Raw genomic sequence first — 21,727 nt, 5'->3', positions numbered from 1 at the left:
CGGACAGACGCGGCCCTGCTTCACCTCCCCCTTGCCCGCTGAACTCTCCGAAGGAGTCTCTGCCTTGGCCCGCCCCAAGATGCTCAAGCTCCCCGAAGTCCTCGAAGAGATCGAGATGAGCCGCGCCGCCTTCTACCGCATGCGCGCCCGCGGCAAGGCTCCCAAGCTCATCAAGCTCCCCAACGGTCAGCTTCGCTGCCGCCGCGCCGACCTGGACGCGTGGTGGTCGTCCATGGAAGACGCTGCCGCCTGACCACCTCCCGCACACCCGAGACACGAGGGGCCCGCTTCCGGCGGGCCCCTCTGGAGTTCATATGGCACTGACCTACGACGTTCGCCTCTACTCCATCGAGGTCCGCAAGGATCGCCCGAAGCCCTACCGCCTGCGCTGGCTGGTCGGAGAACGCAAGCACTCCAAGAGCTACACACTCAAGGTCCAGGCCGAGGGACGCCGCTCGGAACTCATGTCCGCCGTGCGGCGTGGTGACCAGTTCGACGAGGAAACGGGCCTGCCCGTCTCCGAGTTGCGTGCCAAGCAGGGGTCCATCACGTGGTACGAGCACAGCCGCGCGTACGTCGCCCGCAAGTGGACGCTGGCCCCAGCGAAGTCGCGGAAAAACTACGCCGATGCTCTGGCGACCATCACTCCCGCCCTCGTGAAGTCGAAGACGGGGATGCCCGACACCGCGCTGCTGCGGCGTGCGCTGTACGGGTGGGCCTACAACCGGAACCGCTGGGACGAGACACCTCCGGACGACGTGGCCCGCGCTCTCGCCTGGATCTCTAAGCACTCCATGCCGGTCTCCGCGCTGGAGGATCCGGCGACCGTGCGCCTGGCACTGGACGCGCTGTCCCTACGGTTGGACGGGAAAGAGGCATCTCCGCGCACCGCGAAGCGCAAGCGGGCCTGCCTGAGTGACGTTCTCGGACTCGCCGTGGAAGAGCAGTACTTCACCATGCCGGTCAACCCGATCACGGCCGTGAAGTGGACCGCCCCGAAGTCGGTGGAAGCGGTGGACCCTGAGAGCGTCGCCAACCCTCGCCAGGTCCGCGCGCTGCTGGCAGGGGTGCGTGAGCAGGGCCCGCGTGGGCGGCACCTGGAAGCGTTCTTCGGGTGCCTGTACTACGCGGCCATGCGTCCCGCCGAGGCCGCCGGACTGCGCGTGAGCCAGTGCCACCTTCCAGAGACGGGGTGGGGGATGCTCACCCTGCGGCAAGGAGTTGTCCGGGCCGGACGGAGCTGGACCGACGACGGATCGGCGCATGAGATGCGCCACCTCAAGGCCCGCGCCAAGAAGGACTCTCGTCCGGTCCCGATCCCGCCGCACTTCGTTCGTCTGCTGCGGCAGCACATCGCCACGTACGGCGCAGCACCCGATGGGCGGCTCTTCCGGACGAACCGCGATGGCCTGCTACAGGAGACCGGCTACGGGGAGGTGTGGGCCAAGGCCCGGAAGGATGTGCTGAGCAAGGCGGAAACGGCCTCGCTGCTGGCCCGCCGCCCCTACGACCTTCGGCACGCCGGCGTCTCGTTCTGGCTCAGTTCCGGGGTGGATGCGATGGAGTGCGCCCGCCGCGCCGGCCACAGCATCGCCGTGCTGCACAAGGTGTACGCCAAGGTGCTCGACCAGACGCGGGAGCAGGCAAACAGCCGGATCGATGCGGCCCTGCGGGAGTGGAACGAGCCTGAGTGATCATGCTCACCCCCGGGGGACGCCTGGGGGAGACGCACTGATCAACTGTGGGATACGGGCGGTACGAGGTGAGACACGTCCACGCCCCGTCCACCGTTAATCGAGCACCGAGGGACAACGAAAAACCCCCTCTGACCAGGCGAAAAAACCTGATCAGAGGGGGTCTTCCCCAGTGTGGCGGCGCCAGGATTCGAACCTGGGAAGGCTGAGCCGGCAGATTTACAGTCTGCTCCCTTTGGCCGCTCGGGCACACCGCCGGGGTCGCTGCCCTTCGAACCGCTTTTCGGCGGTGCTCCGTGGCAACGACGTAAACAATACCCGATACGGAGGGGTGCTTCGCCACCCGATTGATCTGCGCCCGGAGGCCGGGGGATGGCTAGGCTTGTCCGGATGCGGCCCGGGACGACGCCGGGCTCGGCGGCCACCCCCACGTACGCCGATACGCACCCGTACGCACCCGAAACGCACCCGATACAAGGAGCCACAGGACATGGCCGACTCCAGTTTCGACATCGTCTCGAAGGTCGAGCGGCAGGAGGTCGACAACGCCCTCAACCAGGCCGCCAAGGAGGTCTCGCAGCGCTACGACTTCAAGGGCGTGGGTGCCTCGATCTCGTGGTCCGGTGACCAGATCCTGATGGAGGCGAACTCCGAGGACCGGGTGAAGGCTGTCCTCGACGTCTTCCAGTCCAAGCTGATCAAGCGCGGGATCTCGCTGAAGGCGCTGGACGCGGGCGAGCCCCAGCTCTCCGGCAAGGACTACAAGATCTTCGCCTCGATCCAGGAGGGCATCTCCCAGGACAACGCGAAGAAGGTGGCGAAGATCATCCGCGACGAGGGCCCGAAGGGCGTGAAGGCCCAGGTGCAGGGGGACGAGCTGCGGGTCAGCTCGAAGAGCCGCGACGACCTGCAGGCCGTCATCTCCCTGCTGAAGGGCAAGGACTTCGACTTCGCGATCCAGTTCGTGAACTACCGGTAGTCCGTGAGCTACCGGTAGTCCGAGTACATAGCGGCGCATCGCGCATACGAGGAAGGGTGGGCACCCGGCGGTGCCCACCCTTCTCGTCTGCCGGCCGGGGTCCGGGGATGGGCTCAGTCGCGCGAGTTGCCGAACAGGAGGCGGTAGGCGATCAGGAGGACGAGCGAGCCGCCGATCGCCGCCGCCCAGGTGGCGCCGTCGTAGAAGTCCTTGGTGATCGGGTGGTCCAGCCAGCGGGCCGATATCCAGCCGCCGATGAACGCGCCCGCGACACCGATGAGGGTCGTGCCGATGAAGCCGCCCGGGTCACGGCCCGGCAGCAGGAACTTGGCGATGGCTCCGGCCAACAGCCCCAGAATGATCCAACCGATGATGCCCATGCCGTGAACCTGCCCTTTCGTGCTGAGCCCGCACTGTCCCGCCGCTGTGATCTTCGTCGCGCGGGCGCTCCTCGCGGGTCGTGCGCGGTGCTCGTGACGCATGCGGGTGCCGCATCAGCCACGCGCGCGTACTGCCTGCCGCGCAAGTGTTCGTGCCGTGTTGATGAAGAGGACGTCACCGCTGCACCCGGCGGTTGCAGCGATCAGTAGGGTGCGGCGCATGACACGTTCTGACGCCGAGCTGCGGCGCACCCTGGGCGTCGGGGACGCGGTGGTCATCGGGCTGGGCTCGATGATCGGTGCCGGGATCTTCGCCGCCCTGGGACCGGCGGCGCATGTGGCCGGGTCCGGGCTGCTGCTCGGGCTCGCGGTCGCCGCCGTCGTCGCCTACTGCAACGCCACGTCGTCGGCTCGCCTGGCGGCCCTGTATCCGGCGTCCGGTGGCACGTATGTGTACGGGCGCGAGCGGCTCGGTGCGTTCTGGGGCTATCTCGCGGGCTGGTCGTTCGTGGTCGGGAAGACGGCCTCCTGCGCGGCGATGGCGCTCACTGTGGGGGCATACGTCTGGCCGGGGCAGGCGCACGCCGTGGCGGTCGCGGCCGTGGTGGCGCTGACCGCGGTGAACTACGGCGGCGTCCAGAAGTCGGCCTGGCTGACCCGGGCGATCGTGGCGGTGGTCCTGGCGGTCCTCGCTTCCGTGGTGGTCGTGTCTCTGGGATCCGACGCGTCCGATGCCGGGCGGCTGGACATCGGGGCGTCGGACGGCGCGGGCGGGGTGCTTCAGGCGGCCGGCCTGCTGTTCTTCGCGTTCGCCGGGTACGCGCGGATCGCGACCCTCGGCGAGGAGGTACGGGATCCGGCGCGCACCATTCCCCGTGCGATCCCGCTGGCTCTGGGCATCACGCTGGCGGTGTACGTGTGTGTGGCGGTGGCTGTCCTTTCTGTACTGGGGGCGGGCGGTCTCGGGCAGGCGGACGCGCCGCTGGCCGATGCGGTGCGCGCGGCCGGGGTGCCGGGGCTCGTGCCGGTCGTGCGGGTGGGAGCCGCGGTGGCCGCGCTGGGGTCGCTGCTCGCCCTGATCCTGGGTGTCTCGCGGACGACGCTGGCCATGGCCCGGGACCGGCATCTGCCCGGCGCGCTGGCCGCCGTACATCCGCGCTTCCAGGTGCCGCACCGGGCCGAGCTGGCCGTGGGCGTGGTGGTCGCCGTCCTGGCCGCCACGGTGGACGTACGGGGCGCGATCGGGTTCTCCTCCTTCGGTGTGCTGGCGTACTACGCGGTGGCCAACGCGTCGGCCTGGACGCTCGGTTCGGCTCCGGCGGCGCGGGTGGTGCCGGCGGTGGGGCTGCTCGGGTGCGTGGTGCTGGCGTTCGCGCTGCCGACGGTCTCGGTGGTCGTGGGGGCGGGTGTGCTCGCCGTCGGTGCGATCGCGTATGGCGTGCGGCGGCGGGCGGCGGTGCGGTAGTAGTCGGGGTGGGGGCGGGAGCGTGTCGTGGCACATACGGTCATCACCTTCTGTCATCTGTTTCTCGCTCTGAGTCACGTGTCCATCATGCGCGGCGCCACTGACAATCGGCCCGTGCCGTGGACAACCGCCGACCTGTGGAAAACCTGCGGTCAGGCGAGGCGGACCTCGACGCCTCTCCCCGTCAGGAAGGTGAGCAGTTCGTCGAAGGTCGACGGGCGGTAGTCGACGTGCGGGGTGACGCCGAGGCAGCTGCGGGCGACGTGGGCGTCATGCCATACGAGAGTGAAGGGCGGGGCGGCGCCCCAGCGGCCTCCGAGGCAGTCGTTCAGGGCGTCGAGGCCCCAGCCGAAGTACCCGCCGGGTCCGTTCACCGCCTCGCCCAGGGCGCAGAAGAAGCCGGGGTTGTCGGTGATGTGACGGCCGTCGAGGTGATACGTGCTGCCGGAGACTTTGTCCGGTGATCCGTACACGTGGTTGGCCAAGGCCGTGCGCAGCCAGAACTCACGACCTTCCGGACCGCACCTCGCCCACCGGTTGGGCTCCGCAGGCCGCCCGTCCGCCCACAGCTCCCACACCTCACAGGCCGCGAGAGGGGGCCGGTCCGACCACAGGTCGAGAGTGAGGTCGACCAGGCCCGGACCGTGGGCGGACGGGATCCATGCCCGCAGTTCGCCCTCGGCGGCGGCCTGCACCGGCAGGCCGGACGAGTCGATGCGCAGGACCTTCGTATGACCGAGGTCCTCCTGGCCGGCGTCCAGCGCCGCGCGCAGGGCTCCTCGCGGCGAGCAGCCCAGCAGTCGCAGTGGGGGCTCCAGCGGCTCGTCCCCGGCCTCTCGCACCCGAGCCAGGTCGCGGCAGGTGCCGCACGGTTCGCCCCCCGCGCCCGACAGGCGGTAGCCCGGGGACAGCGGCGGGCACTGCGGATAGTCGTACGGGTTGTGGTCGGGTTCTCGCGCCTCGACCGTGACGTCTCGCAGCGTCAGGTCACGGGCGCAGGGGCGGTCACCGAGGATGCGTACGTCCTCCAGGTGCCACTCCCCCACCGTCGTACCGGACTTGGTGAGGATCTCCAGGGTGAGGGAGCCGAGTGGTGCCGAACCGTCGGCACGCGCGCGGGTGAGGGCCGTCCGCATCTCGCCCTCGGGAGCGCAGCCCAGCAGTTCGTATGTCCCACGGACGGGAGGCGGAGGGTCGGCGAACAGGTCGGTGGCGTCCTGACACAGCGCCCACGTCTCCTCGCAGTCCTCCTGGCCCTCGAATTCGGCTTCTCTGTCGTACGACAGCAGGACGTACTTCGGCGTCCCCACCCCCTGGCCTGCCTGTCAGCGAGCCGCGAACGGCTGGTCCGTGCGCACGATGTCCCGCCCCAGCGGGAGCAGCGATACCGGGATCAGCTTGAAGTTGGCGATGCCGAACGGGATGCCGATGATCGTGATGCACAGGGCGATGCCGGTGACGATGTGAGCGAGGGCCAGCCACCAGCCGGCGAGGACCAGCCACAGGACGTTGCCGACGCAGGAGGGCGCGCCGGCGTCTCGGCGCTCGACCGTCGTGTACCCGAAGGGCCACAGGGCGTAGACGCCGATACGGAAGGCCGCGATGCCGAACGGGATGCCGATAATGGTGATGCAGAGCAGCACGCCCGCGGCCAGGTAACCGAGGAACAGCCAGAAGCCGCTCAGGACGAGCCATATGACGTTCAGGATGGTTTTCACTGTGGGGGACCTGCCATCTTCTCGAGCCGGGCGATGCGCTCCGCCATCGGCGGGTGTGTCGAGAACATCTTGGAGAGTCCCTGGCCAGGGCGGAAGGGGTTCGCGATCATCATGTGGCTCGCGGTCTCGATGCGGGGCTCCGGTGGCAAGGGAAGCTGCTTGGTGCCGAGTTCGAGCTTGCGCAGCGCGCTGGCGAGGGCGAGGGGGTCGCCGGTGAGCTGGGATCCGGACGCGTCGGCCTCGTATTCCCTGGAGCGGCTGATGGCCAGTTGGATGAGGGTGGCCGCGAGTGGGCCCAGGATCATGATCAGCAGCATGCCGAGAAGGCCGGGGCCGTCATCGTCGTCCGAGCGGCCGATCGGGATCAGCCAGGCGAAGTTGACCAGGAACATGATCACGGAGGCGAGGGCGCCGGCGACAGAGGAGATCAGGATGTCGCGGTTGTAGACGTGGCTGAGCTCGTGGCCGATGACGCCGCGCAGTTCGCGCTCGTTCAGGAGGCGCAGGATGCCGTCGGTGCAGCACACGGCGGCGTTGCGCGGGTTGCGGCCGGTCGCGAAGGCGTTGGGCGCTTCGGTCGGGGAGATGTACAGGCGCGGCATGGGCTGGCGGGCCTGGGTGGAGAGCTCGCGGACCATGCGGTAGAGGGCCGGGGCCTCGAACTCGCTGACCGGGCGTGCGCGCATCGCGCGTAGAGCCAGCTTGTCGCTGTTCCAGTACGCGTACGCGTTCGTGCCCAGGGCGATCAGGACCGCGACGACGAGCCCCATACGGCCGAAGAAGCTGCCGATGACGATGATGAGTGCGGACAGTCCCCCGAGGAGTACTGCGGTCCTGAGCCCGTTGTGCCGGCGGTGCACGGTACGCCCTCCAAGTCGTGCAGCAGGGGAACCCTTTGCTTGCTGATCTCCGATGCCACTGGGGCCGTGGTGTCACGTCCAGTGGACCCTCCCGTACTGGTCAACGCCAGGCGAGGGCCACTAGTTCCCTTGTGCGTGCGGTGCCGGGCGTGGGCCGTACGAGTGACAGTGGCGGTACGCCGCTCAGAAGAGCCCGGTGTCGGTGAAGCGCAGGATCAGCTGGGGTGCTCCGGACAGGGCGATGCCGACGACGCCGGTCAGGGCCATCGTGGCGGTCACGGGGGCGGGGACGAGGTGCCTCACGGGCGCGCCCTCGGGGGCGCGGAACAGCAGGGTCGTCCACTGGAGGTAGTAGAACAGCGCGATCACGACGTTGACGGCCATGACCACGGCGAGCCAGCCGAGGCCCGCGTCGACGGCCGCGGAGAAGACGGTGACCTTGGCGAAGAGGCCGATGATGCCGGGGGGCAGTCCGGCCAGGCACAGCAGGAAGAAGCCCAGGAGGAGAGCTGCGAGGGGGTTCGACGCGTACAGGCCGCGGTAGTCGGAGACCCGGTTGAGGGACTTCGTACGGCCCACCAGTGCGGCCACCGCGAAGGCGCCGAGGTTCACGGCGGCGTACATGAGGGCGTAGGCGACCGTGGAGCCGATGGACCGCTCGGCGTCGTCGGAGTACGCGGCGGCGGCGATCGGGACGAGGAGATAGCCGGCCTGCCCGACGGACGACCAGGCGAGCAGCCGTACGGCACTGTACGCGCGCGTGGCCTGCTGGCGCAGGGCGCCGACGTTGCCGACGGTCATGGTGAGGGCGGCCAGCGCGGCGAGGGCCGGGCCCCAGACGTCGGCGTACGAGGGGAGGGCGACGGCCGTGACGAGGATCAGGCCGGAGAAGCCGACCGCCTTGCCGACGACCGACAGGTAGGCGGCGATCGGGAGGGGCGCCCCTACGTAGGTGTCCGGGACCCAGAAGTGGAAGGGGACGGCGGCCGTCTTGAAGGCGAATCCCACAAGGGTGAGGACCACACCGGTCTGGGCGAGGGTGTGGAGCTGGCCGTCGACGTTCTGGATCCGGTCGGCGACCTGGGTGAGGTAGAGGGTACCGGTGGAGGCGTACACGAAGCTGATGCCCATGAGGCTGACCGCGGTCGCGGTGACCGAGGACAGGAAGAACTTCAGGGCGGCTTCGGAGGACTTGCGGTCGCCGTGCCTCAGGCCGACGAGTGCGAAGGCGGGCAGGGAGGCCACTTCCAGGGCGACGATCAGGGTCGCGAGGTCGCGGGAGGCGGGCAGGAGGGCGGCGCCGGCCGCGGAGGAGAGCAGCAGGAACCAGAACTCCCCTTCGGGGATTCCCTTGTTGGCGTCCTTCAGGGCGGTGACCGACAGGAGGGCCGCGAGGAGGGCCCCGCCGAGGACCAGGAGTTGGAGGACGAGGGTGAAGCGGTCGGCGGTGTAGCTGCACACATCGGGGGCGCCGGTCAGACAGAAGGTGCTGCGGTCGCCGTCCAGGAGGGGCAGCAGCATGAGTGTGGAGGCGGCCAGGCCCGCGACGGAGAGCCAGCCCAGCAGCGCCTTCCTGTTCTCGCCGACGAACAGGTCGGCTACGAGGACGACGAGTCCGACGACCGCCGCGATGGTGGGCGGCGCGATGGCGAGCCAGTCGACGGACTGGACGAGGTTCGCGGCCAGCGGCTGGGCCAGGGAGCTCATCGGGTGCCTCCTGCGAGGAGCTGCTGCACGGCCGGGTCGGTCAGGCCGAGGAGGGCCTTCGGCCAGAGGCCGGCGGCGACGGTGAGGACGACGAGCGGGGTCCAGGCCGCGAACTCGTACGTGTGGACGTCGGCGAGCTTCGGACCCTTGTCCGGTACGGCGCCCATGCAGACGCGGCGGACCACGATGAGCATGTACGCGGCCGTCAGCAGGGTGCCGAACGCGGCGATCGCCATGAACGTGAGGAAGGCGGGGCGGCTGAGGTCGTCGGCGGGCCTGAACGCGCCGAACAACGCCAGCATCTCGCCCCAGAATCCGGCGAGGCCGGGCAGTCCGAGCGAGGCGACCGCGCCGAAGGCGAGCAGGCCGCCGAGGCGTGGGGCCTTGCCGTAGAGCGCGGCGCCGGTCTCCTGGGCGAGGGTGTCGAGATCGGTGCTGCCCGTACGGTCCTTCAGCGCGCCGACCAGGAAGAACAGGAGGCCGGTGATGAGGCCGTGGGCGATGTTGGCGAACAGGGCGCCGTTCACGCCGGTCGGGGTCATGGTCGCGATGCCGAGCAGGACGAAGCCCATGTGGCCGACGGAGGAGTAGGCGATGAGGCGCTTGAGATCGCCCTTCGCGCCCTGCTTGGCGAGGGCCAGGCAGGCCAGGGATCCGTAGATGATCCCGACGACGGCGAAGGCGGCGAGGTAGGGCGCGAAGGTCCGGAAGCCGTCGGGCGCGACCGGCAGCAGAATCCGGACGAAACCGTACGTACCCATCTTCAGTAGTACGCCGGCCAGCAGGACCGAGCCGACGGTCGGCGCGGCGGTGTGGGCGTCGGGCAGCCAGCTGTGCAACGGCCACATCGGCGTCTTGACCGCGAGCCCGATTCCGATCGCCAAAACGGCGATGACCTGCACGGATGTGGTCAGCGACCGGCCGTTGTCAGTGGCGAGTGCCACCATGTCGAATGTGCCCGCCTTGATTCCGATCAGGAGCAGGCCGAGCAGCATGACCACGGAGCCGAGCAGCGTGTAGAGGATGAACCGCCAAGCTGCCTGGGTCCGTTGCTCACCGCCCCAGCGGGCGATGAGGAAGTACATCGGGATGAGGACCATCTCGAAGGCGAGGAAGAACAGAAGCAGGTCGAGGACGGCGAAGGTCGTGAGGGTGCCGGACTCGAGGACGAGGAGCAGGGCGACGAAGGCCTTCGGGGTCGGGCCCGCGGGCATTTTGAAGTACGAGTAGAGCGCGCAGAGGAAGGTCAGCAGCGCGGTCAGGACCAGAAGGGGGAGGGAGATGCCGTCGATGCCGAGGTGGATCCGCACGTCGAGTGCGGGGATCCAGCTGATGTCGGTCGTGGCCTGCATCTTCGACGGGTGGTCGTGGTCGAAGCCGAGCGCGAGGACGATCGCGGCGATGAGAATCGCGCCGGTGACCGTGACGCCGTGCCGCAGCACGGCCTGCTCGGGCGACTTCCCCTTCAGTCCGGGCGGGGCCGGCAGGAGAGCGGCGGCGGCGCCGAGGAGCGGGCCGACGACGACGAATGCCAGAAGGAACTGCATCACGGACTCGTTGATATCGATCACGCCTGCTCACGCTCCCGTGGCGACGAGGACGGCGGCGACCACCAGGACGACGGTGCCGGCGAGCAGCGCGCTCACATAGGTCTGCAGATTGCCGGTCTGGGCGCCTCGTACGGCGGCACCGAGCAGCCGGGGGAGGGCGCCCGCGCCGCGTACGTAGGTCTCGACGACCTCGCGGTCGAGGAACCGGACGAGGGTGGCTCCGGCCTGGACCGGGCGGACGAAGAGGGCCGCGTACACGGCGTCGAGGTGGAAGCCGACGGCCGCGTGACGGTGCAGCGGGCCGAGCAGAAGCCTGCCTGGGTCGGCGGGGTCGGGTGCGTAGGCGACGCCTCCGTAGGCGGGTGCGTGGCTGGCGATCGCCTCGGCCTCCACCTGACCGGCGTCCCCCTCGGGGTGGGCCGCGACCGCACCCAGCGGGACGCGGGCCGCGAGCGCGGTGGTGTGGCGCCAGGCCGCGTAGGTGACGATGCCGCCGACCAGCGCCACGCCCGTGCCGAGGACGGAAGTGGCGAAAGTCGGGGTCAGGTCACGGCCGTCGAACCAGTCGGGCAGCACACGGTAGGCGAGCCCGCCGACGGCCAGGGAGGGGACGGCGAGCACCCACAGCACGAGGGTCATCGTCCGCGGCTGCCTGCCGTGGTCCGGGGCCTCGGCACCCCGGCCGCGGAAGGCCAGGAGCCACAGGCGCGTCGCGTAAGCGGCGGTGAGCAGGGCGGTGAGGAGGCCGGCGACGAGGACCGTCCAGCCCGCGGCGCCGGGAGCGTGCTCGGTGTGGCCGGTGGCGACGTGCTCGGCGGCGCCGAGGACGGACTCCTTGGAGAAGAAGCCGCTGAAGGGCGGGATCGCGGCGAGCGCGAGGAGCGCCACGGTCATCGTCCAGTAGGCGTCGGGGACACGGCGGCGCAGGTCCTTCATGCGGGACATGGCGGCCAGCGAGTTGGTGCCGGAGGCGTGGATGATCACGCCCGCGGCGAGGAACAGCAGGGCCTTGAAGGCGCCGTGCGAGAGGAGGTGGAAGACGGCGGCACCTCGGTCGCCGACGGCGAGGGCACCGGTCATGTAGCCGAGCTGGCCGATCGTCGAGTAGGCGAGGACGCGCTTGATGTCGTCCTGGGCGAGCGCGGCGAGCGCCGAGCCGGCCATCGTGACGGCGGCCATGACGGCGAGGACGATCATCGCGGCCTGGGAGGCCTCGAAGACCGGGAGGAGACGGGCGATGAAGTAGACACCGGCGGCGACCATCGTCGCGGCGTGGATCAGCGCGGAGACGGGGGTGGGGCCCGCCATCGCGTCGGGAAGCCAGGTGTGCAGCGGGAACTGCGCCGACTTGCCCGCCACGCCGGCCAGGAGCAGCAGGGCGATCAGTGTCGGGTGGTCGAGTCCGCCGCTCGCGACGGCACCGAGAACCTTCGTGATGCGGAAGGACCCGGCGTCGGTGGCCAGCGCGAACAGGCCGATCAGGAAGGGGACGTCACCGAGCTTGGTCACCAGGAAGGCCTTGAGGGAGGCGGCGCGGGCCTCCGGGGTCTCCCAGTAATGGCCGACCAGGAAGTAGGAGCAGATGCCCATGATTTCCCAGCCGACCAGCAGCACCATCAGGTCGCCGGAGTAGACGACGAGGAGCATCGCGGAGGTGAAGAGGGAGACGAGGGCGGCGTACGAGGGGTAGCGCGGGTCGTCGCGCAGGTAGCCCGTGGAGTAGATCTGCACGCAGGTGGCGACGACACCGACCAGGACGGCGGTGAGGGCGGCGAAGCCGTCGATGTGCAGGGCGAGTTCGATCGGGATCGAGCCGGTGGGCGTGAGCTCGGTGGCGGCGTTCACCGCCTGGTCGCCGCCCTGGCGCACGGCGACCAGCGCGGCGAGCACGAGGGAGGCGAGCGTCGGCAGGACGGCGAGCGGGCGGACGAAGCCGGGGGCCGTGCGGCCCAGGAGCAGACCTGCGGCAGCGCCCAGGAACGGAAGGAGGGGGACGAGGACGGCGAGGGTGGTCGTGGTCACGCGGTGGCCTCAGCCTTCCCGGCCTGATCGGCCTGCTCGGCCGTGAGGGCGTCGCGGTCGGAGCCGTCGGCCGGGTGGCTCTCGTGGCCCTCGGCGGTGTCGCGGAGTTTGTCGATGTCCGCGGTGCCACGGTTGCGGTGGACGGCGAGGACGATCGCCAGGCCGATGCCGATCTCGGCGGCGGCGATGGCGATGGTGAACAGCGTGAGCGCCTGGCCTGAGTGCAGGGTCTCCTCGGCGGTCTTGCTGAGCCAGACGTCGAAGGCGACGAGGTTGAGGTTGACGGCGTTGAGCATCAGCTCGACCGACATCAGGACCAGGATCGCGTTGCGGCGGGCGAGGACGCCGTACAGGCCCGTGCAGAAGAGGAGGGCGGAGAGTACGGCGGGATAGGCGAGGTGCATCAGCGGACACCACCCTTGTCGGCCTGGCCCGGCTTGTCGGCCTTCGCCTTGCGGGACAGCACGATCGCGCCGACGAGGGCGGCGAGGAGGAGGACGGAGAGGGCCTCGAAGGGGAGGACCCAGTTCTGGAAGAGGCTGGCTCCGGTGGCCTCGGTGGAGCCGGCGGCCGGACCGTCCAGGTCGATCCAGGTGGTGCGGAAGGCGTCGACGACGACCCAGACCAGGGCGGCCGCGGCGGCGACGGCCACGGTGAGGGCGGCCCAGCGGTTGCCGGAGTCGGCGTCCGGGGAGCGGCCGATGGGGGCCTTGGTGAGCATCAGACCGAACAGGAGGAGGACGACGACGGAACCGACGTAGATGAGGACCTGGACCCAGGCGATGAACTCGGCGGTGAGCAGGAGGTACTCGACGGCGAGGCCGCCGAGGGTCACCACCAGCCACAGGGCGGCGTGCACCAGCTGCTTGGTGGTGACGGTGACGATCGCGGCGCCGAAGGTGACCAGGCCGACGAGGAGGAAGGCGATCTCGACGCCGGTCGGGGAGAGGAAGCCGTGCTGTGCCTGAGCGAGGGTCACGACTCTCCTCCCTGGGGTTCGTTCGGTTCGGCCCGTGCGGCCGCCAGCTTCTCGGCGGTCTTGCGGGCTGCGGCGATCTCCTTCGGTTCCTCAGCGCCGGGGTCGAGGGCCGGCGGGGCCGGGACCGTCCACATCCACTCGCGGAGCTTGTCGCGTTCGTGGGTGAGGTCGCGGATGTCGGTCTCGGCGTACTCGAACTCCGGGGACCAGAACAGGGCGTCGAAAGGACAGACCTCGATGCAGATACCGCAGTACATGCACAGGGCGAAGTCGATGGCGAAGCGGTCGAGGACGTTGCGGCTGCGTTCGCGGCCGCCGGGGGTCGCCGCCGGGACCGTCTCCTTGTGGGAGTCGATGTAGATGCACCAGTCCGGGCACTCACGGGCGCACAGCATGCAGACCGTGCAGTTCTCCTCGAAGAGGCCGATCACGCCGCGGGTGCGGGGCGGGAGGTCGGGCTGGGCGTCCGGGTACTGGTCGGTGACGGTCTTCTTCGTCATCGTGCGCAGGGTGACGGCCAGGCCCTTGGCGAGGCCGGAGCCGGGGATGGGGGCCATGGTTACTGGATCACCACCTTGACGATGCCGGTGAGGGCGATCTGGGCGAGGGAAAGGGGGACGAGGAGGGTCCAGGCGAGCTTCTGGAGCTGGTCCTCGCGCAAGCGGGGGTAGGTGACGCGGAGCCAGATCACGATGAAGGCCAGGACAGCCGCCTTCAGCAGGGTCCAGACCCAGCCGAGGCCGTCGGCGCCCCAGGGGCCGTGCCAGCCGCCCAGGAAGAGGACGGTGGTCAGGCCGCACAGGATGATGATCCCGGCGTACTCGGCGAGGAGGAACAGAGCGAAACGGAGGCCGGTGTACTCGGTGTAGGCGCCGAAGATGATCTCCGAGTCGGCGACGGGCATGTCGAAGGGGGGCCGCTGGAGCTCGGCCAGGCCCGCCACGAAGAAGACGATCGCGCCGACGATCTGCCAGGGCAGCCACCACCACTGGAAGGCGTCCAGGATGCCGGGGATCGACACGGTTCCGGCCGCCATCGCCACCGAGGCGGCGGTGAGGAGCATGGGGAGTTCGTAGGCGAGGAGTTGGGCGGCGGTGCGCAGGCCACCGAGGAGGGAGTACTTGTTGGCGGAGGCCCAGCCGGCCATGAGGGAGCCGAGGATGCCTACCCCCATGACGGCCAGGACGAAGAAGACGCCCGCGTCGATGACCACGCCGACGGCGCCCTCGCCGGGGCCGATGGGGATGGCCAGGAGGACCAGGAGGTACGGGAGGAGGGCCACGGCGGGGGCGAGCTGGAAGATACGGCGGTCCGCGCCGGCCGGGACGACGTCCTCCTTCTGCGCGAACTTCACGCCGTCGGCGATGAGTTGGGCCCAGCCGTGGAAGCCGCCGGCGTACATCGGGCCGAGGCGGCCCTGCATGTGGGCCATGACCTTGTGCTCGGTCTGGCCGACGATCAGGGGGAAGGTGAGGAAGACGACGAAGACGATCAGGAGTCGCAGGGCGACGTCGAGCGCGTCGTTCACTGCGGGCCTCCTGCGGGGTTTTCGGGGTTCGGGGTCGAGGTCGGGGTGGGGGCGGGGGGCTGCTCGGCTTCGGCTTCAGCTGCCGGCTCGGCCTCGGACGCCGGCCCGGCCTCGGGTGCGGGCTTGGCCTCGGGTGCGGGCTTGGCCTCGGACGCCGACCCAGCCTCGGGTGCCGACTCGGCTGTCGGACGCTGCTCGGCTTCGGCTTCAGCTGCCGGCTCGGCCTCGGACGCCGGCCCGGCTTCGGGTGCGGGCTCGGCCTCGGGTGCGGGCTCGGCCTCGGGCGCGTGCTCGGCCTCGGACGCCGACCCAGCCTCGGGTGCCGACTCGGCTGTCGGACGCTGCTCGGCTTCGGACTCGTCGAAGGCCGGGCGGGCATGGTGCCACGGGGCGTCCGGGCTGCGCGGGCCGTCGCCCGCCCCGCCCGACGTACCGGCCAAAGTCTCAGACCCCGCCCCCTGGCTCGCCGAGCCCTCCGCCGCGGTACGCGTGCGGCGCGGGCCCGCCGGGGTGCCGGGGGCCTGTGACGTCTCCGCCTGGCTCGCCGAGCCCTCCGCCGTGGTACGCGCGCGGCGCGGGCCCGCCGGGGTGCCGGGGGCCCGTGACGTCTCCGCCTGGCTCGCCGTGCCCTCCGCCGCGGTGCGCGCGCGGCGCGGTGCGGCAGCCGGGGTGTCAGCGGTCGGGGACGCCGGTGGCTGGCTCGCCGAGCCCTCGGAAGCCGTACGGGTGCGGCGTACTGGACGTTCGCCCGCGGCGCGGGCCGGGCGTTCGCCTGCCGCTCGGGCCGTGCCGCGGGCCGGGCGGGCAGGGGCCGGGGGGAGCTGGCCCTTCAGCGGGCCCCACTCGTTCGGGTCGGGGACGCCTGGGGGGAGCATCTGGCGGCGCTTGGGGCCGCCGTGTTCGGATTCGCCCGGTTCCTTGGCGCCGGGCCAGGCCTTGGCGACGCGGGCCGCGAGGACGAAGTCCTTGCGGAGAGGGTGGCCTTCGAAGCCCTCCGGCAGGAGGAGGTGCTCCAGGGCCGGGTGGCCCTCGAAGACGACGCCGAACATTTCGTGGGTCTCGCGTTCGTGCCAGGCAGCGCCCGCGAACACGCCGACCGCGCTGGGCAGGGCCGGGGCCTCGTGCGGGACCGTCGTACGAAGGAGCAGGCGGCGTACCGGGGAAAGCGCAGCGACGTGTGCGGTGACGCGGAAGCCCGTGCCCGGTTCGTCGACCGCGCTCAGCCAGTCGAAGTACGTACAGCCCAGCCGGTCGCGGGCGGTCTCCAGCGCCGCGATCCAGGAGTCCGGCGGCACGTCCACCGTCAGGACCTCGTACGACTCCTCGGCCGTGGCCTCCGTGCCGAACAGGTCTTCGGCGGGGGCGGGCAGCCAGCCGACGCCGGTCATCGGTCCTCCCCCGCGCCGGCGGTCGGTGGCTGCACCAAGCCGCTCTGCAGCGCGGCGGCCGACGGCCGGGCGACGGATCCGTACCGCTCCCCCAGCGACTCCCGCGCGATCTTCTCCTGGAGTTTCAGGATTCCCTGGAGCAGTGCCTCGGGCCGCGGCGGGCAGCCGGGGACGTACACGTCCACCGGGATGATCTGGTCGACGCCCTTGGTCACGGAGTACGAGTCCCAGTAGGGGCCGCCGCAGTTGGAGCAGGCCCCGAACGAGATCACGTACTTCGGCTCGGGCATCTGCTCGTACAGGCGCTTCACGGCCGGCGCCATCTTGTCCGTGACCGTGCCGGAGACCACCATCAGGTCGGCCTGGCGCGGCCCGGGCGCGAACGGGATGACGCCGAGGCGGATGAAGTCGTGCCGGGCCATCGACGCGGCGATGAACTCGATCGCGCAGCAGGCGAGGCCGAAGTTGAAGACCCAGAGTGAGTAGCGGCGGCCCCAGTTCAGGACGACCTTCATCGGCTCGGGGGCGAGGCGGGCGAGCGCGCCCAGCCGCTTCGGCTCCGGCAGGTACACAGGCTCATGCGTCGCGGGCTCGTGGTTCGCGGGGTCGCGGATCACAGCATCGGGAGTCACGTCCATGCCAGGACGCCCTTCTTGTACGCGTACAGCAATCCTACGGCCAGGAAGCCGAGGAAGATGAACATCTCCACGAGGGTGGTCGCGCCGTAGCCGGGGGCGGCGAAGACCGTCGCCCAGGGGAACAGGAAGATCGAGTCGACGGCGAAGATCACGTACAGGAACGCGTAGACGTAGTAGCGGACCTGGGTGTGCGCCCAGCCCTCGCCGACGGGGTCGACACCGCACTCGTACGTCAGAAGCTTCTCGGGGGTGGGGACCACGGGCCGCAGCAGGCGTCCGGCCCCGAAGGCGACGGCGACGAACAGGACGCCGACGACGGCGAGCAGCCCGACGACCGAATACGACTGAAAATAGTCCGCCGCAACGACGGTCGAATCGACAACGGTCGACTTGACGACGGTCGAATCGACGACGGTCGGTTCCCGCACGTCCGTCCCTCGCTCCCTGACCTCGGCCTCGTGAACTCGCGAATCCGCGAGCCTCATGAACTCGCGAGCCCCATGAACTCGTGAGTCTCGCGAACGGTGTCGTACGACGATCTGTTACGCACGGGAGTCTAGGCCCTGCTAAAGAAACGGTAAGCAGCCCGTCACGCCTTGAGGTGGACCGCAGGTTGTGAGGGTGGGGTTTTCCCCAGTGGATCCTGGCGGTCGACCTCATGGCGCGGCGGCGCACCGCGCGGCACGCTAAGCCGTATGACCGAACGCCTCGTGCCCACGGGCCGCGCCGGAGATACCGGCAGAGCGGACAGCGACCGCCTGCCACCGGCCCGTTTCGCCTACGACCGGCACACCTGGAAGGAGATCGCGCACCTTCTGGCGAACCTTCCGGTGTCGCTGCTCGGATTCACCTACGTCGTGACGGTGCTGTTCACCGGCGCCCTCCTGACCGTGACGGTGATCGGGTTCCCGCTGCTCGCGGCGGGGCTGGTGGGCGCACGACAGCTGGGGAAGCTGGAGCGGGCGCGAGCCAGAAAACTGCTGGGGGTGCGGGTGGACGAGCCGAGTCCGCTGCCGCTGCGCGGCAGGGGCGGGTTCTTCCCACAGCTGTGGATGGGCCTGAAGGACCCGGTGGGCTGGCGCACGATGCTGTACGAGTTCATCCGGCTGCCGTGGGGCGTCCTCACGTTCGCCATCACGCTGACCTCGTTGTTCGTGCTGTGGCCGGTGCTGCCGTTCATAGCGCGGGGCCTGACCAACGCCGACCGGGCGATGGTGCGCGGGCTGTTGTCGCCCTCCGACGAGTTGGAGCGGCGCATCGCCGAGCTGGAGTCGGACCGGGGGGTGGTGGTCGACACGGCCGCCGCCGACCTGCGGCGGATCGAGCGCGATCTGCACGACGGCGCGCAGGCCCGGCTGGTCAACCTGGCCATGGGGCTGGGCCTGGCCAAGGAGAAGCTGCTGGAGGGCCAGGTCGACGAGAAGGTCGCGGCGGCCATGGTCGAGGAAGCGCACGGCGAGGTGAAGCTCGCGCTCCAGGAGCTGCGTGACCTCGCCCGGGGCATCCATCCCGCGGTCCTCACCGACCGCGGCCTGGACGCCGCCCTCTCCTCGGTCGCCTCGCGCTGCACGGTGCCGGTGAAGGTGACGGCCGACCTGGACTCCAGACCGGTGGCGGCCATCGAGGGCATCGCCTACTTCACCGTCTCCGAGCTGCTGCAGAACGTCAGCAAGCACAGCGGGGCGAGGTCGGCGGCGGTCGACGTGTGGCGGTCGGACGACCGGCTGCTCATCCAGGTGCGGGACGACGGCCGCGGTGGCGCGCGTCTGGACGCCGGTACGGGCATGCGGGGCCTCGCCGACCGGCTGGGCGCCGTCGACGGCCTGTTCGTCATCGACTCGCCGCCGGGCGGCCCGACCGTGGTCACGGCGGAGCTGCCGTGGCGGGACCGGACCGACGAGCCGGGCAAGAGGTAGGGAAAACCCCCCGTCCAAGACGCCGACGGACTCCATGGTCCGCGGACCTGCGACCGAGCAGGGTGGAGGTACGACAGCACAGCCGTACGGCGCGGCACACGGCAAGCACGGTCGCGGCGCGCCGCACAGCCGTACGGCACACAGCGCAGTCGCAGGGCGAGCACAGCCGCAGGGCACAGCACAGCCGTAGGACGAGGAGAAGGACGACGGCGATGGCCACGGAGTACGAAACGGCGTACGAAACGGAGTACGGGCGGGACCTGGGGTCCTACGGCGGCCCGGGTTCCCGCGAGGCGGGCGCGGGTGACGACGGGCGGTGGCATCGTCTGCCGGCTGGGCTGCGGGCGCCGTTCGAGGCGCGTAGCTGGCGCGAGCTGGCGTATGTGCTGCTGGGGCTGCCGATCAGCGTCCTGCTGTTCACGTACGCCGTCACGATGGTCTCGCTCGGCGCGGGTCTGCTCGTGACGTTCCTCGGGATTCCGGTGCTGGCGGCGGGGCTGGCGGGCTGCCGGGGCTTCGGGGCGCTGGAGCGGGCCCGGGCACGCGGGCTGCTGGGGCTGGAGGTGGGCGCCCCGGAGCCGCTGCGGATGAAGAAGCAGGGCGCCATGGCCTGGATGGGGGCCGTCCTCAAGAGCGGCACGTCGTGGCGGTCGCTGCTGTACGCGCTGCTGTATCTGCCGTGGTCGGTGTTCTCCTTCGCCGTCGCCGTGAACTTCTGGGCGTTCGGGTGGACGCTGATGACGTATCCGCTGTGGTTCTGGCTCTTCCCGATGTACGGCGGGCAGGACGGGATCCAGCTGTACGGCGACGAGGGCCACCACATCTACCTCGACAACCCCTTCGAGATCACCGTGACGGCGCTGGTGGGGGTGCTGTTCACGCTGGCCACGCCGTGGATCGTGCGGGCGCTGACGATGGTGGACCGGCTGATGGTGCACGGGCTGCTCGGGCCGTCGCGGCTGTCGGCGCGGGTGGTGGAGCTCGAGTCGGACCGGGGGGTCGTCGTCGACACCGCGGCGGCCGACCTGCGGCGGATCGAGCGGGATCTGCACGACGGGGCGCAGGCGCGGCTCGTGGCGCTGGCCATGGACCTGGGGCTGGCGAAGGAGAAGCTGACGGAGGATCCGCGGGCGGCCGCGCGGATGGTGGACGAGGCGCACGGCGAGGTGAAGACGGCGTTGCAGGAGCTGCGGGATCTGGCGCGCGGGATACATCCGGCGGTACTGACGGACCGGGGGCTGGATGCGGCTCTGTCGGCGGTGGCGTCGCGGTGCACGGTGCCGGTGCAGGTGGACGTGGACCTGTCGGCGCGGCCGGTGCCGGCGATCGAGGGGATCGCGTACTTCACGGTGTCGGAGCTGCTGCAGAACATCAGTAAGCACGCGCGGGCGACGCGGGCGGCGGTGGACGTGTGGCGGGTGGACGACCGGCTGATGCTTCAGGTCGTGGACGACGGGGTGGGGGGCGCGGATGTCTCCGCGGGGTCCGGGTTGGCGGGGCTGGCGGAGCGGCTGGACGCGGTGGACGGGATTCTGGTGGTGGATTCGCCGGTGGGTGGGCCTACTCGGGTGACTGCGGAGTTGCCGTGGCGGGGGGATCGGGGGGTGGGCCGAGGGGGGCTGGGCTGAGCGGTTTCCCGCCCCCGCCGCCCCTACCCGTCCCATCACCAGGGGCGCTGCCCCTTCGACCCCGCCAGGGGGCTCCGCCCTCTGGACCCCCGGTCTATGCCCACCCACCGCCCGACTCGGTACCTCGAGAGGTGGACCACACCCCCGGCCGATTCGGTCGGCCGAGAGGTACCGCTCCCCCTGGCAAGCCTCCCCCACCCATCAAACAAGACCCATCAAACAAGACCCATCAAACAACCGGATCCCCCAAGCACCCCATCCCCACAAACACCCACCCCGCCAACCCCCCACCCCACCCCCTCGACTTCCCGCCGATTCCCGCCGCCACCCGCGCCCGTGCCCCAATGCTGGGATGCTGGACCTGTCGTCCGGGTGGGCGTGGAGTCGGGGTTGTGGGGGGCCATAGATCGTGGAGGACAAGGTGCGGGTGGTCATCGCCGAGGATTCGGTGCTGCTGAGGGAGGGCCTGACCCGGCTGCTGACCGACCGTGGGCACGAGGTCGTCGCCGGGGTCGGTGACGGGGAGGCGTTGATCAAGACCATCACCGAGCTGGACGCGCAGGGGGAGCTGCCCGATGTCGTCGTCGCGGACGTGCGGATGCCGCCGACGCACACCGACGAGGGGGTCCGGGCGGCCGTACAGCTGCGTAAGGCGCATCCGGGGCTGGGTGTGCTCGTGCTGTCGCAGTACGTGGAGGAGCGGTATGCCACCGAGCTGCTGGCCGGTTCCAGTCACGGAGTCGGCTATCTGCTCAAGGACCGGGTGGCCGAGGTCCGTGAGTTCGTGGACGCGGTGGTGCGGGTGGCCGAGGGGGGTACGGCCCTCGACCCGGAGGTCGTCGCGCAGTTGCTGGGGCGCAGCCGCAAGCAGGACGTGCTCGCGGGACTCACCCCCAGGGAGCGCGAGGTTCTTGGGCTGATGGCCGAAGGGCGGACCAATTCCGCGATCGCGCGGCAACTGGTGGTCAGTGACGGCGCCGTCGAGAAGCACGTCAGCAACATCTTCCTCAAGCTCGGGCTGTCCCCGAGCGACGGAGACCACCGGCGCGTCCTAGCCGTCCTCACCTATCTGAACTCTTGATCATCTGACAATCTGTCAGATAAGTCGGAGAGGAGAGAGTCGCACAGGGCAAGAACCGCGGAAGCAAGGGGAGCGTCTTCAAGGGAAGCGCCGGGGGGCGAGTAAATCGTGACAAGTCAGGGCGTCGAGGCTTCTCAAAACCGTGTCCATCATGCGAATGGCCACGGGAAGGCGGCCCTTACGGTCGTAGGGTT

The 21,727-nt window shown here is 70.3% G+C and carries 21 protein-coding genes and 1 tRNA gene; 7 read left to right on the top strand and 15 right to left on the bottom strand.

The features are described 5' to 3' along the window. Nucleotides 1-64: 64 nt before the first annotated feature. Both ABT063_RS18595 and ABT063_RS18590 read left to right on the top strand, forming a co-directional pair. Nucleotides 65-253: a helix-turn-helix transcriptional regulator gene (locus ABT063_RS18595; RefSeq protein WP_142160637.1), complete on the top strand. Its 189-nt coding sequence runs from the start codon at nt 65-67 to the stop codon at nt 251-253. A 61-nt stretch (nt 254-314) separates the two neighbouring features. Further along, the gene (locus ABT063_RS18590; protein WP_351058423.1) at nt 315-1,694 is read left to right on the top strand and encodes a tyrosine-type recombinase/integrase; all 1,380 of its coding nucleotides are present in this window, start codon (nt 315-317) and stop codon (nt 1,692-1,694) included. A 175-nt stretch (nt 1,695-1,869) separates the two neighbouring features. Here the strand turns inward: ABT063_RS18590 and ABT063_RS18585 are convergent. Beyond that, nucleotides 1,870-1,951 (bottom strand) — tRNA-Tyr (locus ABT063_RS18585). Between the two features lie 233 nt (nt 1,952-2,184). Here ABT063_RS18585 and ABT063_RS18580 point away from each other — a divergent pair. Then, nucleotides 2,185-2,673 carry a YajQ family cyclic di-GMP-binding protein gene (locus tag ABT063_RS18580; protein WP_095748141.1) on the top strand — a complete coding sequence of 163 codons (489 nt, stop codon included), beginning with the start codon at nt 2,185-2,187 and terminating at the stop codon, nt 2,671-2,673. A 113-nt stretch (nt 2,674-2,786) separates the two neighbouring features. Here the strand turns inward: ABT063_RS18580 and ABT063_RS18575 are convergent, their stop codons facing one another. Continuing rightward, nucleotides 2,787-3,053 (bottom strand): GlsB/YeaQ/YmgE family stress response membrane protein, encoded by a 267-nt coding sequence (locus ABT063_RS18575; protein ID WP_351058422.1) that lies wholly within the window; start codon nt 3,051-3,053, stop codon nt 2,787-2,789. Between the two features lie 220 nt (nt 3,054-3,273). Here ABT063_RS18575 and ABT063_RS18570 point away from each other — a divergent pair, with 220 nt between their 5' ends. Further along, on the top strand, nt 3,274-4,518 hold the full coding sequence (locus ABT063_RS18570) for an APC family permease (RefSeq protein WP_351058421.1): 1,245 nt from the start codon (nt 3,274-3,276) through the stop codon (nt 4,516-4,518). A 152-nt stretch (nt 4,519-4,670) separates the two neighbouring features. On the opposite strand, the gene ABT063_RS18565 is transcribed toward ABT063_RS18570, so the two are convergent. From ABT063_RS18565 to ABT063_RS18505, 13 genes are all read right to left on the bottom strand, one after another. Next, nucleotides 4,671-5,828 carry a barstar family protein gene (locus tag ABT063_RS18565; protein WP_351058420.1) on the bottom strand — a complete coding sequence of 386 codons (1,158 nt, stop codon included), beginning with the start codon at nt 5,826-5,828 and terminating at the stop codon, nt 4,671-4,673. Nucleotides 5,829-5,843: 15 nt separating this feature from the next. Further along, the gene (locus tag ABT063_RS18560; RefSeq protein ID WP_351058419.1) at nt 5,844-6,236 is read right to left on the bottom strand and encodes a YccF domain-containing protein; all 393 of its coding nucleotides are present in this window, start codon (nt 6,234-6,236) and stop codon (nt 5,844-5,846) included. Next, nucleotides 6,233-7,096, bottom strand: a complete 864-nt coding sequence (gene htpX, locus ABT063_RS18555; RefSeq protein WP_351058418.1) for a zinc metalloprotease HtpX — start codon at nt 7,094-7,096, stop codon at nt 6,233-6,235. The genes ABT063_RS18560 and htpX overlap by 4 nt, the downstream gene beginning before the upstream one ends. A gap of 183 nt (nt 7,097-7,279) precedes the next feature. Further along, complete coding sequence (locus ABT063_RS18550) at nt 7,280-8,803, bottom strand: NADH-quinone oxidoreductase subunit N (RefSeq protein WP_351058417.1); 1,524 nt, start codon at nt 8,801-8,803, stop codon at nt 7,280-7,282. Beyond that, nucleotides 8,800-10,374 (bottom strand): NADH-quinone oxidoreductase subunit M, encoded by a 1,575-nt coding sequence (locus ABT063_RS18545; protein ID WP_351058416.1) that lies wholly within the window; start codon nt 10,372-10,374, stop codon nt 8,800-8,802. The genes ABT063_RS18550 and ABT063_RS18545 overlap by 4 nt, the downstream gene beginning before the upstream one ends. Before the next feature lie 6 nt (nt 10,375-10,380). Next, entirely contained in the window at nt 10,381-12,375 is a 1,995-nt protein-coding gene (locus tag ABT063_RS18540; protein WP_351058415.1) for an NADH-quinone oxidoreductase subunit 5 family protein, read from the bottom strand. Continuing rightward, a complete protein-coding gene (gene nuoK, locus ABT063_RS18535; protein WP_351058414.1) occupies nt 12,372-12,779 on the bottom strand; it encodes an NADH-quinone oxidoreductase subunit NuoK in 408 nt (135 codons plus the stop codon). The genes ABT063_RS18540 and nuoK overlap by 4 nt, the downstream gene beginning before the upstream one ends. Next, nucleotides 12,779-13,354, bottom strand: a complete 576-nt coding sequence (locus ABT063_RS18530; protein ID WP_351058413.1) for an NADH-quinone oxidoreductase subunit J family protein — start codon at nt 13,352-13,354, stop codon at nt 12,779-12,781. The genes nuoK and ABT063_RS18530 overlap by 1 nt, the downstream gene beginning before the upstream one ends. Next, nucleotides 13,351-13,911: a NuoI/complex I 23 kDa subunit family protein gene (locus ABT063_RS18525; protein WP_351058412.1), complete on the bottom strand. Its 561-nt coding sequence runs from the start codon at nt 13,909-13,911 to the stop codon at nt 13,351-13,353. The genes ABT063_RS18530 and ABT063_RS18525 overlap by 4 nt, the downstream gene beginning before the upstream one ends. Before the next feature lie 2 nt (nt 13,912-13,913). Then, complete coding sequence (locus ABT063_RS18520) at nt 13,914-14,882, bottom strand: complex I subunit 1/NuoH family protein (protein ID WP_351058411.1); 969 nt, start codon at nt 14,880-14,882, stop codon at nt 13,914-13,916. After that, nucleotides 14,879-16,270 (bottom strand): NADH-quinone oxidoreductase subunit C, encoded by a 1,392-nt coding sequence (locus tag ABT063_RS18515; RefSeq protein WP_351058410.1) that lies wholly within the window; start codon nt 16,268-16,270, stop codon nt 14,879-14,881. Before ABT063_RS18515 ends, ABT063_RS18520 begins: the two co-directional genes overlap by 4 nt. After that, nucleotides 16,267-16,908: an NADH-quinone oxidoreductase subunit B gene (locus tag ABT063_RS18510; protein ID WP_351058409.1), complete on the bottom strand. Its 642-nt coding sequence runs from the start codon at nt 16,906-16,908 to the stop codon at nt 16,267-16,269. Before ABT063_RS18510 ends, ABT063_RS18515 begins: the two co-directional genes overlap by 4 nt. After that, the gene (locus ABT063_RS18505) at nt 16,899-17,336 is read right to left on the bottom strand and encodes an NADH-quinone oxidoreductase subunit A (protein WP_351058408.1); all 438 of its coding nucleotides are present in this window, start codon (nt 17,334-17,336) and stop codon (nt 16,899-16,901) included. Before ABT063_RS18505 ends, ABT063_RS18510 begins: the two co-directional genes overlap by 10 nt. 267 nt (nt 17,337-17,603) lie before the next feature. On the opposite strand from ABT063_RS18505, the gene ABT063_RS18500 reads away from it, so the two are divergent. The 3 genes from ABT063_RS18500 (at nt 17,604) to ABT063_RS18490 (ending at nt 21,533) form a co-directional block, all read left to right on the top strand. Next, nucleotides 17,604-18,824, top strand: coding sequence for a sensor histidine kinase (locus tag ABT063_RS18500; RefSeq protein WP_351058407.1), 1,221 nt, complete (start codon nt 17,604-17,606; stop codon nt 18,822-18,824). 212 nt (nt 18,825-19,036) lie between these two features. After that, the gene (locus ABT063_RS18495) at nt 19,037-20,452 is read left to right on the top strand and encodes a sensor histidine kinase (RefSeq protein WP_351058406.1); all 1,416 of its coding nucleotides are present in this window, start codon (nt 19,037-19,039) and stop codon (nt 20,450-20,452) included. 421 nt (nt 20,453-20,873) lie between these two features. Further along, the gene (locus ABT063_RS18490; RefSeq protein ID WP_301184517.1) at nt 20,874-21,533 is read left to right on the top strand and encodes a response regulator transcription factor; all 660 of its coding nucleotides are present in this window, start codon (nt 20,874-20,876) and stop codon (nt 21,531-21,533) included. Nucleotides 21,534-21,727: the final 194 nt, after the last annotated feature.

The sequence above is a fragment of the Streptomyces sp. NPDC002838 genome (genome assembly GCF_040295365.1).
Classification (GTDB): domain Bacteria; phylum Actinomycetota; class Actinomycetes; order Streptomycetales; family Streptomycetaceae; genus Streptomyces.
This window is presented reverse-complemented; position numbering and strand designations above follow the sequence as displayed.